A 12,292-nucleotide genomic window follows, 5' to 3' on the forward strand; every position below is an offset into this window, starting at 1 on the left:
GGCAGCCCGCCGACGGCCGGCACCGTCGAGGGATACGGAGCCGGAGCCGCCCGGATGCCTGAGCGTGCCCGGTGCTGCCCGGCTCCCCGCAGGGAGAGTCATGTCTGTTCGCCGCACCGCAGCGGTACTGGCCGCCACCGCCGTCATCGGGGCGGTCGCCGCACCGGCCGCGTCCGCCGCCGGTTCGTCCCCCTCGCCGTCCCCCTCGGTGGCGCTCCCCTCGGGCCTGTTCGGCTCCGCCGACCCGACCTACGACGGCGTCTGGCGGCAGTCGCTCGCCCTGCTCGCCCAGCACACCGTCGGCCAGAGCCCGGCCTCCTCGGCCATCGGCTGGCTGACCGGCCAGCAGTGCGCGAACGGCGCCTTCGCCGCGTACCGCGCCGACGCGAGCGCCGCGTGCGACGCGAAGACCCAGGTCGACACCAACAGCACCGCCGCCGCCGTCCAGGCGCTCGGCGCGCTCGGCGGACACGACGACGCCACCGGCAAGGCCGTGGCCTGGCTGAAGTCCGCGCAGAACAAGGACGGCGGCTGGGGTTACATGCCCGGCGGCCCCAGCGACACCAACTCGACGTCCGTCGTGGTCGGCGCGCTGAAGGCCCTCGGCACGAAGCCCGCGAGCGTCACCAAGGACGGCAAGTCCCCCTACGACGCCCTGCTGAAGCTGTCGACGTCGTGCGACTCCGAGGGCGACGGCGCCTTCGCCTACCAGCCCGACAAGAAGGGCAAGCTGGCCGCGAACGCGGACGCGACCGCGGCGGGCGTGACCGCCGGCATGGGCCAGGGCTTCGTGGCGGAGACCGGCAACGCCTTCGACCTCACGGGCTGCGTCATCTCCGACACCCCCGACCTGGCGACCGCGGCGGGCAACGGCGCCAACTACCTCGCCAAGACCATGGCGAAGACCTCGTACCTGAAGTCCGCACTGCCCGGCGCCAAGGACCAGCCCGACTACGGCAACACGGCCGACGCGGTCGTGGCCCTCGCGGCCATCGGCGCGACGAAGGACGCGCGGAAGCCGCTCGCCTGGCTGGAGAAGAACTCCGCCGACTGGGCGGCCAAGTCCGGCCCGGCCGCGTACGCGCAGCTCATCTTCGCCGCGCACGCCACCGGCACCGACCCGCGCGCCTTCGGCGGCGAGGACCTCGTCGCGCGGCTCGCCGCCACGGGCCCGGGCCCGGTCGCGGGCGGCGCCACGGCGAGCCCGAGCGAGAAGAAGAACGACGAGAAGAAGGACGACGGCAACGGACTCGGCGGCTGGTGGATCATCGGCGTCGGCCTGGTCGCGGGCATCGGCATCGGTTTCCTGATCAGCGGCCGCAACAAGAAGCAGCAGCTGTGACCGGCCGTCGGACGGCCGCGCCCGCACTGGCCCTCGCGCTGGCCCTCCTGATCCTCGCCCTCGGCGGCGCGGGGCAGGCCCGGGCCGTCGGCTACCGCTACTGGTCCTTCTGGGACCTGACCGGCGGGAAGTGGACGTACGCCACCCAGGGCCCGTCGACCGCGCGGCCGTCCGACGGCGACGTCCAGGGCTTCCGCTTCGCGGTGAGCGAGGACTCCCAGCACGCCGTACAGCCGCGCGGGGAGCGGGAGTTCGCCGCGATATGCGCCAAGACGCCCGCCCGGCACGGCAAGAAGCGGGTGGCCCTGGTCATCGACCCGGGCACCGCCGCCGACGCGCCCTCCGGCGAGACGCCCCCGTCCGCGCGCACCGCCTGCGCCCAGGTCGCCCCCGACGCGAGCACCGCGGAGGCCCTGGCGGCGGTCGCGAGTCCGCTGCGCTACGACACCAACGCCCTGCTGTGCGCCATCACGGGCTACCCGAAGAGGGGCTGCGGCGACCCGGTCGCGGCGGCCGGGCCGACCGCGTCCGCCCGTCCGCACACCTCCGCACCCGCCGGCCACGGCCCCTCGGTGGGCCTGCTGGCGGGAGGGGCGGCGGTGGCCGCGCTGGGCGCGGCGGCCGTCTGGCAGGCCCGTCGGCGCAAGGGCTGAGGAACGGGTCATGAGCAAGGGCGACCGCGAACGCCCCACCACCACCGCGGGCCGCCGTCCCGCGGTGCGGTGGGGCTCCCCGCTGTCCGAGAAGGACCGGATCCCCGGGACCGTGGGGCCCCAGCGCCCCGCTCCGGACGCCGGCCCGCCGGGGCGGGCGTCCCGTTCCCGTACCCTCCCCGGCCCACCCGGGCCGTGGGCCACCCGCGCGAACGCCCTGCACCCCGGCGCCTGGTGGATCTGGGCCCTGGGGCTCGGCACGGCGGCCTCCCGCACCACCAACCCCCTCCTGCTCGCCCTGCTCATGGCGGTGGCCGGCTTCGTCGTGGCCACCCACCGCACCGACGCCCCCTGGGCCCGCTCCTACACCGCGTTCGTGAAGCTGGCGGCGGCCGTCCTCCTCATCCGCCTGGCCTTCGCCGTCTTCCTCGGCTCCCCGATCCCCGGCACGCACGTGATCGTCACGCTCCCCGAGATACCCCTCCCGCACTGGGCACAGGGGGTGCGCATCGGCGGCCGGGTCACCGCCGAGGGCCTGCTCTTCGCGCTCTACGACGGCCTGAAACTGGCCGCCCTCCTCGTCTGCGTCGGCGCGGCCAACGCGCTGGCGAACCCGGCGCGGCTGCTCAAGTCGCTGCCGGGAGCGCTGTACGAGGCGGGCGTCGCGGTGGTCGTCGCGCTCACCTTCGCCCCGCACCTGATCGCCGACGTCCAGCGGCTGCGCGCCGCGCGCCGGCTCCGCGGCCGCCCCGACCGGGGGCTGCGCGGCCTGCTGCACGTCGGACTCCCGGTCCTGGAAGGCGCGCTGGAACGCTCGGTCGCGCTGGCGGCGGCGATGGACGCGCGCGGGTACGGGCGCACGGCCGAGGTCCCGGCCGCCGTCCGCCGGACCACCGGAGCCCTCACCCTCGGCGGCCTGCTCGGTGTCTGCGCCGGCACCTACGGACTGCTGACCGCGGCGGGCGACAGCTACGGCCTGCCGGTCCTGCTCGCCGGACTCGGCGCGGCGCTCGGCGGCCTGTGGCTGGGCGGCCGCCGCTCGCCGCGGACGCGGTACCGGCCCGACCGCTGGGGCGCCCGGGCCTGGCTGGTCGCCGGATCGGGCGTCGCGGTCGCGGCCCTCATGATCCTGGCCGCCTCCCAGGACCCCGCCGGGCTGCGCCCCGGTGTCGTCCCCCTGGTCGCCCCCGACCTCCCCCTCCGGCCGGCGGCGGCGATCCTGCTCGGCCTGCTCCCCGCCTTCACGGCCCCGGCCCCCCGGCGAACCCCCGCCCCTGTCCCTGCCCCCGAGGAGTCGTCGTGATCCGCTTCGAGGATGTCTCCGTGACGTACGCCGGAGCGGCCGAACCCTCCGTCCGGGGCGTGGACCTCGAGGTCCCGGAGGGCGAACTGGTGCTGCTGGTCGGCCCGTCCGGTGTCGGCAAGTCGACGGTGCTGGGCGCGGTGAGCGGACTGGTCCCGCACTTCACGGGCGGAACACTGCGCGGCCGGGTCACCGTCGCGGGACGGGACACCCGCACCCACAAGCCGCGCGAACTCGCGGACGTGGTCGGCACCGTGGGCCAGGACCCGCTGTCCCACTTCGTGACGGACACGGTGGAGGACGAGCTCGCCTACGGCATGGAGTCGCTGGGCCTGGCGCCCGCCGTGATGCGCCGGCGCGTCGAGGAGACCCTCGACCTCCTCTCGCTGGCCGACCTCCGCGACCGCCCGATCGCCACCCTCTCCGGCGGTCAGCAGCAGCGGGTCGCGATCGGGTCGGTGCTCACCCCGCACCCGCGGGTCCTGGTCCTCGACGAACCCACCTCGGCCCTGGACCCCGGCGCCGCCGAGGAGGTCCTCGCCGTCCTGCAGCGCCTGGTCCACGACCTCGGCACCACGGTCCTGATGGCCGAGCACCGCCTGGAACGCGTCGTCCAGTACGCCGACCGGCTCGCCCTCCTCCCCGCGCCGGGCGCTCCCCTGACCGTCGGCACCCCGTCCGAGATCATGGCCGTCTCCCCGGTGTACCCGCCGGTGGTGGACCTCGGCCGCCTGGCCGGCTGGTCCCCGCTCCCCCTGACCGTGCGCGACGCGAGGCGCCGGGCGGGCACCCTGCGCGAGCGCCTGGCCACAGCGCCTCCGGCACCGGCCGCCCCCACCGCTCCCCTCCCTCCGGCACCCGCACGCCCCGCCCCCTCCCCCCTCTCCCGCCTCCTGCGCGGTCGCGGTTCGACAGCCGCCCGGCCGTCGTCCGAGCCGGCCGTCGTCGAGGCACTGGCCGTCCGGCGCGGGCGCGTCGAGGCGCTGCGCCGGGTCGACCTGGCCACGCGGCCGGGCGAGACCGTCGCGCTGATGGGCCGCAACGGCGCCGGGAAGTCGACGCTGCTCGCGGCGCTGGTCGGACTGGTCGAGCCGACGGCCGGTTCCGTACGCGTCGGCGGGGCGGCACCCCACCGGACGGCACCGCGCGACCTCGTGCGCCGGGTGGGACTCGTACCGCAGGAGCCGCGGGACCTGCTGTACGCGGACACGGTGGCCGCCGAGTGCGCGGCGGCCGACGAGGACGCCGGGGCCGCTGCCGGAACCTGCCGGGCGCTGGTCTCCGAGCTGCTGCCGGACATCGCGGACGACACGCACCCCCGTGACCTCTCGGAAGGCCAGAGACTGGCGCTGGCGCTGGCCGTCGTCCTCACGGCCCGCCCCCCGCTGCTGCTCCTCGACGAGCCGACCCGGGGCCTCGACTACGCGGCCAAGGCCCGGCTGGTCACGGTGCTGCGCGCCCTCGCGGCCGGGGGACACGCCATCGTGCTGGCCACCCACGACGTGGAACTCGCCGCCGAGCTCGCCGACCGTGTGGTGATCCTCGCGGACGGCGAGGTCGTCGCCGACGGTCCCACCGCCGAGGTGGTCGTCGCGTCCCCGTCCTTCGCCCCGCAGGTCGCCAAGGTCCTGGCCCCCGAGCCGTGGCTCACCGTCGCCCAGGTCAGAAGGGCCCTCGCATGACCGCCGCCCGCCCCCAGCCCCAGCCCCAGGCCCGGGCCGTCCGCCTCGGTCCGCGTTCCACGGCCGCCCTGGTCCTGGTCAGTGCCACCGGAGCCGCCGGTTTCGCCTGGCCACTGTTCGCCGGGCCCGGCTCCCAGGTCAGCGCGCACGCCCAGGACGCCCCGTGGCTGTTCGCGGGGCTCCTGGTCCTGCTGGTCGCGGTGGTCGCGGCGACGATCTCCGAGTCGGGACTCGGCCCGAAGGCGGTCGCCATGCTCGGCGTGCTGGCCGCGACCGGCGCCGCGCTGCGCCCGATCGGGGCCGGGACCGCCGGCATCGAGCCGATGTTCTTCCTGATGGTGCTGAGCGGCCGGGTGCTCGGGCCGGGGTTCGGCTACGTGCTCGGGTGCGTGACCATGTTCGCGTCGGCGCTGCTGACCGGCGGGGTGGGGCCCTGGATGCCCTTCCAGATGCTGGCCATGGGCTGGTTCACGATGGGGGCCGGCCTCCTGCCGGGCCCGGACCGGCTGCGCGGCCGCGCGGAACTGTTCATGCTCGCCGGATACGGCTTCCTGGCCGCCTTCGCGTACGGCACCGTCATGAACCTGGCCGGCTGGCCCTTCATGGACGCGCTGGCCTCGAACATCGCCTTCGACCCGGACGCCGCCGTCCCCGCCAACCTCGCCCGGTTCGTCGCGTACTGCCTGGCCACCTCCCTCGGCTGGGACCTGGGACGGGCGGTCGTCACCGTCGTCCTCACCCTGACGATCGGCACGACCCTGCTCAAGGCACTGCGCCGGGCCACGCGCCGGGCGGCCTTCGAGAGCCCGGTCACGTTCGACCCCCGGTGATCCGGGACCCACGTCACACCTCCCGGCAGCACCGCGTGTCCCTCCCCGCACCGTCCGTCAACCGCGGGGTGAAGCGGCCCACAGGGCCCACGTCACATACGAAGCGGCTTCGTAGACCGAAACGCATGTCATGCCCTCGCCATTAGGCCCCCTGACCTGCACTTTGAGAGCCGCATCACACGACGGCCTTCCATCCCGAATGCGACCACAACTAGTAAAAGGGGTCATTGCGGACGGGTCCGGATCCTGTTTGTCTTGAGGACGTCGCCAGGCGCCACGAGCCCCCACGGGCCGCGGCGCCGACGTACGCCGCTCCTTCCACACACCACGTGGACACGGCGCACGAGCGACTCCATGTCCCCGAAGAAACAGGTTCTCCGTGTCCGTCTCCGTCATCCGCCGCATCGTCTCTTCCCCCAAGAAGGCCCTCGCCGGTACCGCCGTGGCCGCCGCCACCGCCGGTATGGTCCTGGCCGCGGCGCCCGCCCAGGCCGCCACGCCGACCAGCGCCTCCGCCGCGAAGTCGATCGCCCGCGAGATGATTCCGGACGCCTCGCAGTTCAACGCCTTCAGCAAGATCGTCGAGCACGAGAGCGGCTGGAACGTCAGCGCCACCAACTCCTCCTCCGGCGCGTACGGCCTGGTCCAGGCCCTGCCCGGTTCGAAGATGGCCTCCGCCGGCGCCGACTGGAAGACCAACCCCAAGACCCAGATCAAGTGGGGTCTGGACTACATGAACTCCCGCTACGGCAGCCCGGCCGGCGCCTGGAGCTTCTGGCAGGCCAACGGCTGGTACTGATCAGCCCCACGCATACGCAAGGCGGCACCCCTTTCCCGGGGTTGCCGCCTTCCGTCGTACCCGCCCACCGCCCGAAGCCGTCGGCACCGTCACCGCGCGTCCTTGCGCGGCCACCCGAACCACGCTGCGGCGCAGACCAGCACGTGGGCGGCGGCCGTGCCGGCGAAAACGGTCACGTACGGTCGTGCGCCGCCGTCGTCCAGCCGTTCGACGCTGACCGGTGGTGACCAGCCGCCCGGAACCACGGAGACCTCGATGACCGTGCCGGCCGGTGTCCACTCGGGCAGCCCGTACAACAGCAGGCCCAGGTCCTGTTCGGTCACGGCGTCGGCGATCCGATAGGAGATCCGCTCGGGCCCGTCGTCGCCCGTTCCCCCCTCGTGAGTGGAACTCGCCTCCATCACCCGGACCCGGACCGGATGTCCCGCCATCTCGTGCAGGACCGTCGGGACCAGGAAGGGGCCCGCGACGAGGAAGACAGCGGCGGTGACCACGGGCGCCACGGCCAGGCGCTCCCGGAGACCCGAGCCCGACCGGAAGTCCCAGACATCGGCGACGAAGGGTGCCGAGACAAGGCTGAGGCTCCCCGGGACGACCGAGACCAGCCCCCACGCTTCGCTCCGTCCCCCGAGGAACACGGCCGTCGGCGTGACCACCAGCGACCAGACCATCACCCCCGCCAGCAGATACTTCTTGCGCCTGGGGCGCACGCGCGTCCGCAGGAACTCCAGCACCCCCGGCAGAACGAGTTCCACCCGCCGCGCAGCGACCCGCGACGTCCCGTTCCTGCCCGGCCGCGCCATGTCACCTCTCCTCAGGAGGGGCGGGGCCGGTGTAGTGCAGTGAGCGGCTGACGTCGTCGAGCTTGTCGAGCCCGGCCTGCACCGCTTCCAGCTCCTGCTCCAGGAGGGTGAGGTCCGGCTCGGACGCGGCGACGTCGCCGGCGGCGTGGAGGGAGAGCAGCAGGGAACCGCGTTCGGCGGCGGCCTCCAGACGCAGCACGGTCGATTCCAGGGTGGCCATGAGGATCTCGCGCAGTTCCGCGAGCCGTTCCAGGGATGCGGCGCGTTCGCCGGCCGCACGGGCGGAGGCCTCCTTGGCCTCCCGCAGGGCACCTTGCCGGGACCGGGCCTCCTGCTCCAGCCGTCGCTGGTCGCCCCGTACGGCCTCGGGGTCGGTGCCCGCGGTGGCGGCGTCGATGATCCGGACGGCCTCGGCCCGGGCGCGGAGCTCGTCGGCCGCGGCACGGACGAAGGTGACGGCCGTGGCCAGCACCTCGGTGAGGGTGGAGTCGGTGCTGTCGCGTTGATGACGGTCGAGTCTGTCGGCGGCGGCCGAGGCCCGCTCCAGCCAGCGTCCGACGTCGGGAGGCAGCCCGGCCCGCGCCGGTGCGGGTCCCGCGGGATCCGGCGGTCGCCGGGGACCGGCGGCGGACCCTCCGGTCAGCCGGTCGGTGACGGTCTGGGCTGCCCAGACCAGGAGACCGATGCCGGCGCCGACGGGCAGGGCCACGGCGGCGGAGGCCCCTGCCAGGAGAGCCGCCGAGGCGCCTGCCGCGGCCAGCAGCGCGGCCGGGGCCACGGCCAAAAGGCGCGGGCCGTTCATCGTGCGCTCACCGCCTCTCGTCCTGTCCCGCGCGGGGCGGGGTGATGGTGGCCGGTTCGTCACCGGGGCCCGCCGCCGCACGGCCCCGCGCGGAAACCGGGCACGGCTAGAAGTTGCTGATGACGGAGACCATCACCTTGTCGATGACGGCGGGGTCGCGGGCGTCGTACGAGGTGGCCCTGGTGGCCGCGGAGATCTTGCTGAGGGTGTCGAAGTCGGCCTGGCCGCTGAAGGCGACGGTGAAGACACGCACCGAGCGTTCCAGCTGGGTCGCGTCGATGTCGCGCAGCAGGGCGTCGAGGTCGTTGTCGGCCGGGTACTCGTTCCTGCCGTCGGTCAGGACCACCACCGCGTTGATCCGGTCGGTGTCGAGATCGGCCAGGACCTCCTGCTGGGCGGCGCGCACCGTGGCGTACAGCGCCGTGCCGCCCGAGGCGCTCAACCCGTCGATGGCGTCGGCGAGTTGCTTCTTGCCGTCCCGAATGGGGCTTGGCGGCAGGATCTGCCGGTAGGGCTTCTGGCCGGCCTCGGTCTCGGTGGAGAAGGCCCACAGTCCGACCTCGTCGTCCGGGTGGTACAGGTCGAGGGCGGTCACGGCGGCCTTCTTGGCCGCCTCCAGCCGGGACTGCCCGCTTCCGGTGGTCGCGTTCATCGAGCCGGAGACGTCCATCACCAGCACCACCCGGGCCTTCTTCCGCAGTTCGTCCCAGCCGTCGAGAACCGCGCGGAGCACCTTGGGTGCGGGCGGGTCGATGAGGGACAGCTTCCGCCTTCCCTCGTCGGGCAGGCTCACCGAGGCGGCCAGTTCGCGCCCGGCGTTGCCCTCGTGGTCGCGGAAACCGTAGTGCTGGAAGCTGCTCTGCTGCGCGGGTTCGAGCAGGAAGGCGCGGAAGTCCGCGGCGGCCGCCCGCTGTTCCCCGCTCGCCGAGGGCAGCACCACGAAGGGGTGGTCGAGCATGAGGGTGCCGTCGTCCGGGTGCACGGCCACCAGGGGCACCTTCGGTTTCGTCCCCTTGTCGAGTTTCTTGATGTCACCGGTGGGGCTTCCCCGGTCGTACAGGTGGATCAGCTGCTCCTGGACGACGACGGCGCTGGCGTAGGACAGGGCCTGGCCGTGTGCGTCGGCCTCGGCGAGATTGGCCATGTAGGCGGTCGCGTCGGAGGCGTAGTGGAGCACGCCGGCCTCCACTCCCGCCACGAACGCCCGGGACTTGCCGTCCTCGACGTCGTCGAGGGTGAGGTCGCTGGAACGGCCGGTCGCGGCGTAGAAGGCGGCCACGGTCGCCGCCAGACCCGAGGTGGAGGTGTGCGGGTTGTCCTTGCCCAGGTGGAAGCCGCCCCATTCGGGGTGGCCGAACGCGCCCCACCCCTTCTTGGTCAGTGACAGCACGTCCCGCCAGCCGATCTTCTTCTCCGGCCAGCCCAGCGCCTCGGCCATGGGCCGGGGCATGGCGATGGCCAGCGGGCTGGTGGCCAGGGAGACGGGCGTGTCCCCGCCGAGAACCGTGCGGTCCGACGCGCCGCCCTCCTCGGTCAGCAGCGTGAGCCACAGCGACGAGGTCGGCGTCCACGCCTGCGGTTCCGGCGCGCCGTCGCGCTTCTCGTCCCAGCCCTGCGCGAGTGCTTGCATGGCGACGCCCGAACTCGTCTCGGACACCGACACCCGGGCGCACCGGCCCGATGCCGTCCTGCGTTCCGCCGCGTTGTACTTCTCGGCCAGCTCGGCGAGCAGATCACCCTTCTCCGTGGAGGAGTTCACCTCCAGGGTGACATCGCAGGCCGGTCCGTCGTCGGAGACCTGACGTATCACCAGGAAGGCGGCCAGTATCGCCACCAGCCCCACCGCCGTGCCCACCACGAGCGGCAGTCTGCGCACTCCCGGAGCACCCGTGCGTCGGTTCATGCTCCCCCTGAAGTCGGTCACGACCGATCGGCACGGGACGGGCGGTCGAACATGACGGTCCACCCCGCGAAAGCCTGCGAACGCCCGCCCCATCCTCCCGCTTCAGGACAGGTGTACGAAAGTGCCTTTCCGGTTAAGGCCGTCGGAACGAACCGCCGCCGGGACCGCCTCCCGCACGTCGGCCGCCCGGCGGCGGGCACACCCGCACCCGCCGTGGTGGACTGATCCCCATGACCACGCGGACGGACAAGCGGCACGGCCCCGAGTCACGAGGCCTGCGACTCGTTCCCGCGCTGCTGTCGCTGACCGTGGTCAGCGGACTCATCGACGCCGTGAGCTACCTGGGCCTCGGCCACGTCTTCACCGCGAACATGACCGGCAACGTGGTGGTGCTCGGCTTCGCGGCCGCCGGAGCACCCGGCTTCTCCGTACCGCACACCCTCACCTCCCTGTGCTGCTTCCTCGCCGGAGCGGCGACCGGCGGCCGCACCGCCGTACGGCTCGCCGACGGCTCCCGCCGCACCTGGGCCCGCGCCGTGTTCGCCGCCGAGGCCGTCCTGACGGCGGCCTGCGCGGCGGCCGCCTTCGCCGCCCCGGGCGCCACCGCCACCACGTACACCGTGATCGCCGTGACGGCCTTCGCGATGGGCCTGCGCAACGCGACGGTCCGCAGGCTCGGCGTCGCCGACCTGACGACCACCGTCCTGACGATGACCCTGACGGGCCTGGCCGCCGACTCCCGCCTCGGCGGCGGCGCGGGCCGTCACTCCCCGCGCCGGACCGCCTCCGTGCTGGCGATGGCGGCGGGCGCCCTGCTCGGCGCGTGGCTGGTTCTGCACCAGGGCCTCGCCCTCCCCCTGCTGATCGCCGCGCTCGTACCGGCGGCCCTGGCGGCGACGGCCTCCGGCCGGGAGTGAGGCCCGGCCGGAGCTTTCACCGAAACCGAAACCGGCACCCGCATCCGCACCCGGCCCGGCCCCGCCCCCGCACCTCACAACCGCTGAATGATCGTCCCCGTGGCCAGCCCCCCACCCGCGCACATCGTGATCAACGCGAACTCCTTGTCCGTCCGCTCCAGTTCGTGCAGCGCCGTGGTGATGAGCCGCGCCCCCGTGGCCCCCACCGGATGCCCGAGCGCGATCGAGCCCCCGTTCACGTTCACCTTCTCCAGGTCCTGCCCGAAGACCTGCGCCCAGCTCAGCACGACGGACGCGAAGGCCTCGTTGATCTCGACGAGGTCGATGTCCTTCAGCGACATCCCGGCCTTGCCGAGCACGGCCCGGGTGGCGTCGATCGGGCCGTCCAGGTGGAAGTGCGGGTCGGAGCCCACCAGCGCCTGGGCCACGATCCGCGCCCGCGGCCGCAGCTTCAGCGCCCGCGCCATCCGCTTGGACGCCCACAGGATGGTGGCCGCGCCGTCGGAGATCTGCGAGGAGTTGCCGGCGGTGTGGACGGCGGTCGGCATCACGGGCTTCAGCCTCGCCAGCGCCTCCATGGAGGTGTCGCGCAGCCCCTCGTCACGGTCGACGAGCCGCCACATGCCCTGCCCGGCCCGCTGCTCGTCCTCGGTGGTGGGCACCTGCACGGCGAACGTCTCACGCTTGAACCGCTCCTCGGACCAGGCGACGGCCGCCCGTTCCTGCGAGATGAGCCCGAGCGAGTCGACGTTCTCGCGCGTCAGCCCGCGGTGGCGCGCGATCCGTTCGGCCGCCTCGAACTGGTTCGGCAGGTCGACGTTCCACTCGTCGGGGAACGGCTTGCCCGGCCCGTGCTTGGACCCCGAGCCCAGCGGCACCCGCGACATCGCCTCGACACCGCAGCTGATCCCGACGTCGATGACGCCCGCCGCGATCATGTTGGCGACCATGTGCGAGGCCTGCTGCGAGGAGCCGCACTGGCAGTCGACCGTCGTCGCCGCCGTCTCGTAGGGCAGACCCACCGTCAGCCAGGCCGTGCGCGCGGGGTTCATCGACTGCTCGCCGGCGTGGGTCACCGTGCCGCCGACGATCTGCTCGACGCAGTCGGCGGGGATGCCGGTGCGGCCGAGGAGTTCACGGTAGGTCTCGCCCAGGAGATAGGCGGGGTGCAGATTGGCGAGCGCGCCGCCGCGCTTGCCGATGGGGGTCCGTACGGCTTCGACGATCACGGGTTCCGCGGCCATGGGGGCTCGTCCTC

Annotated in this window: 11 protein-coding genes; 7 read left to right on the forward strand and 4 right to left on the reverse strand. The window is 73.9% G+C overall.

Annotated features, from left to right (window positions below):
- Positions 1-100 precede the first annotated feature (100 nt).
- The 6 genes from ACICHK_RS13350 to ACICHK_RS13375 all read left to right on the forward strand — a co-directional run bounded on the left by ACICHK_RS13350 (position 101) and on the right by ACICHK_RS13375 (position 6,609).
- Complete coding sequence (locus ACICHK_RS13350) at positions 101-1,342, forward strand: prenyltransferase/squalene oxidase repeat-containing protein (protein ID WP_406837058.1); 1,242 nt, start codon at positions 101-103, stop codon at positions 1,340-1,342.
- The gene (locus ACICHK_RS13355) at positions 1,339-1,995 is read left to right on the forward strand and encodes an SCO2322 family protein (RefSeq protein WP_406837059.1); all 657 of its coding nucleotides are present in this window, start codon (positions 1,339-1,341) and stop codon (positions 1,993-1,995) included. The genes ACICHK_RS13350 and ACICHK_RS13355 overlap by 4 nt, the downstream gene beginning before the upstream one ends.
- Positions 1,996-2,005: 10 nt before the next feature.
- A complete protein-coding gene (locus tag ACICHK_RS13360) occupies positions 2,006-3,298 on the forward strand; it encodes an energy-coupling factor transporter transmembrane component T (RefSeq protein WP_406837060.1) in 1,293 nt (430 codons plus the stop codon).
- The gene (locus tag ACICHK_RS13365) at positions 3,295-4,980 is read left to right on the forward strand and encodes an ABC transporter ATP-binding protein (RefSeq protein WP_406837061.1); all 1,686 of its coding nucleotides are present in this window, start codon (positions 3,295-3,297) and stop codon (positions 4,978-4,980) included. Before ACICHK_RS13360 ends, ACICHK_RS13365 begins: the two co-directional genes overlap by 4 nt.
- Positions 4,977-5,810 (forward strand): ECF transporter S component, encoded by an 834-nt coding sequence (locus tag ACICHK_RS13370; RefSeq protein WP_406837062.1) that lies wholly within the window; start codon positions 4,977-4,979, stop codon positions 5,808-5,810. Before ACICHK_RS13365 ends, ACICHK_RS13370 begins: the two co-directional genes overlap by 4 nt.
- A gap of 379 nt (positions 5,811-6,189) precedes the next feature.
- Positions 6,190-6,609 carry a transglycosylase SLT domain-containing protein gene (locus tag ACICHK_RS13375; RefSeq protein ID WP_406837063.1) on the forward strand — a complete coding sequence of 140 codons (420 nt, stop codon included), beginning with the start codon at positions 6,190-6,192 and terminating at the stop codon, positions 6,607-6,609.
- Between the two features lie 89 nt (positions 6,610-6,698).
- On the opposite strand, the gene ACICHK_RS13380 is transcribed toward ACICHK_RS13375, so the two are convergent.
- The 3 genes from ACICHK_RS13380 to ACICHK_RS13390 all read right to left on the reverse strand — a co-directional run bounded on the left by ACICHK_RS13380 (position 6,699) and on the right by ACICHK_RS13390 (position 10,117).
- On the reverse strand, positions 6,699-7,412 hold the full coding sequence (locus tag ACICHK_RS13380) for a hypothetical protein (RefSeq protein ID WP_406837064.1): 714 nt from the start codon (positions 7,410-7,412) through the stop codon (positions 6,699-6,701).
- Position 7,413: 1 nt separating this feature from the next.
- Positions 7,414-8,214, reverse strand: coding sequence for a hypothetical protein (locus ACICHK_RS13385; protein WP_406837065.1), 801 nt, complete (start codon positions 8,212-8,214; stop codon positions 7,414-7,416).
- Positions 8,215-8,320: 106 nt separating this feature from the next.
- Positions 8,321-10,117: a substrate-binding domain-containing protein gene (locus tag ACICHK_RS13390; protein ID WP_406837066.1), complete on the reverse strand. Its 1,797-nt coding sequence runs from the start codon at positions 10,115-10,117 to the stop codon at positions 8,321-8,323.
- Between the two features lie 230 nt (positions 10,118-10,347).
- On the opposite strand from ACICHK_RS13390, the gene ACICHK_RS13395 reads away from it, so the two are divergent.
- A complete protein-coding gene (locus tag ACICHK_RS13395; RefSeq protein ID WP_406837067.1) occupies positions 10,348-11,034 on the forward strand; it encodes a YoaK family protein in 687 nt (228 codons plus the stop codon).
- 74 nt (positions 11,035-11,108) lie between these two features.
- Here ACICHK_RS13395 and ACICHK_RS13400 read toward each other — a convergent pair whose 3' ends face one another.
- Positions 11,109-12,278 (reverse strand): steroid 3-ketoacyl-CoA thiolase, encoded by a 1,170-nt coding sequence (locus ACICHK_RS13400; protein ID WP_406837068.1) that lies wholly within the window; start codon positions 12,276-12,278, stop codon positions 11,109-11,111.
- Positions 12,279-12,292 lie beyond the last annotated feature (14 nt).

This window comes from Streptomyces sp. AHU1, from assembly GCF_045343905.1.
Classification (GTDB): domain Bacteria; phylum Actinomycetota; class Actinomycetes; order Streptomycetales; family Streptomycetaceae; genus Streptomyces; species Streptomyces triticiradicis.